Annotated in this window: 1 protein-coding gene and 1 pseudogene; one reads left to right on the forward strand and one right to left on the reverse strand. The window is 29.9% G+C overall.

From position 1 onward, the window contains the following. Positions 1-126 precede the first annotated feature (126 nt). A complete protein-coding gene (locus tag A3GU_RS0105365) occupies positions 127-984 on the forward strand; it encodes a cation diffusion facilitator family transporter (protein ID WP_018366511.1) in 858 nt (285 codons plus the stop codon). 20 nt (positions 985-1,004) lie between these two features. On the opposite strand, the pseudogene A3GU_RS09590 reads toward A3GU_RS0105365, so the two are convergent. After that, positions 1,005-1,215: pseudogene (locus tag A3GU_RS09590) on the reverse strand (hypothetical protein); the annotation flags it as partial. Between the last annotated feature and the right edge of the window lie 101 nt (positions 1,216-1,316).

Genomic DNA, 1,316 nt, shown 5'->3' on the forward strand with positions numbered 1-1,316 from the left:
GTGGCGACGTATTTTTCTAGACATATCTGTTCTCCCATTTTTCTTTAGTGTAGAACACTTTATAATTTCTGTCTAGTTTAGTGTAACCTATTCATTTTAATATTAGTATAACAAAAGGAGTAACACATGACATCAAGTAAAAAAATTATGATTGTTTTTATTTTGAATCTTTGTTTTTCAATTATTGAGTTCATTTATGGAAATCTTTTTCTTTCAGGAGCTATATTGGCTGACTCTATTCATGATCTTGGAGATGCTATAGCCATTGGCTTTTCAGCTTTTTTAGAAAAAACAGCTTCTAGAAATGAAGATTCTAAATTTTCATTAGGTTATAAAAGATTTAGCCTTTTAGGTGCTTTAATAACAAGTTTAATTCTTCTAAGCGGTTCCTCTTGGGTCATTATTGAAAATGTCCCCAAATTATGGAACCCTAAATTTGTTGATTATCAAGGAATGACGATACTATCTATTATCGCCATTTTTGTCAATGGTTTTGCCCGTATTACCATCCACTCAGGAAAAACTAAAAATGAAGAAATTCTAAACCTTCATTTCTTAGAAGATATACTTGGATGGATAGCTATTCTCATTCTATCACTTATCCTAAATTTGAAACCTTGGTACTTTCTTGATCCTTTATTATCAATTTTAATTTCTATTTTCATATTATCAAAAGCAACACCAAAATTCATATCTAATTTCAAAATCTTTTTAGATGGTGTCCCTGATTCCATTAACTACCAATCTCTATCTTATGATTTAAAACAAGTTCCTCACATCAAGTCTATTAATCAACTCAATATTTGGTCAATGGATGGCATCGATAATAAAATAATTATTCATTGTTGCTTAACCAATTATAATTTTAAAGATGAATGCAAACAATCTATTAGGCAAATTTGTAAAAACTACAATGTTTCTTCTATCACTATTGAAATTGATACCTCATTAGAAGATCATAAAAAGCTTTGCAATATTAATTAATGCTTATTTCTAACAACTTTTCAATCATATTCCTCACCTCTAAACATTTCTCTTTTCATCAAAATTTTTTTCCAAACGATATTTACCAGCTAAACGAATAACTATCTCCTTTTGTTTTTCTAGAGGTTGCATAACCAAATCAAACTTAAGTAACTTTCGTTTCAATGTTGTCAACTGTTGAAGTTTATCTTCATATTCTTTCTTAACTTCATAGACACCACCATAGCCAAATTAAATGGGGCTGGGCAAAAACTAGCTCAAAAAACAAGCACAAGCGACATCTCATCCTTAATCGTTGAGGATAAGGCTTCTCACTTGTGCTTGTCTTCTTT

It is taken from the genome of Streptococcus didelphis DSM 15616, from assembly GCF_000380005.1.
Taxonomy (GTDB): domain Bacteria; phylum Bacillota; class Bacilli; order Lactobacillales; family Streptococcaceae; genus Streptococcus; species Streptococcus didelphis.

Bases quoted from the DNA above. Each gene is read 5' to 3' on its own strand.
- A3GU_RS0105365 (WP_018366511.1), top strand. From the start codon at position 127: ATGACATCAAGTAAAAAAATTATGATTGTTTTTATTTTGAATCTTTGT.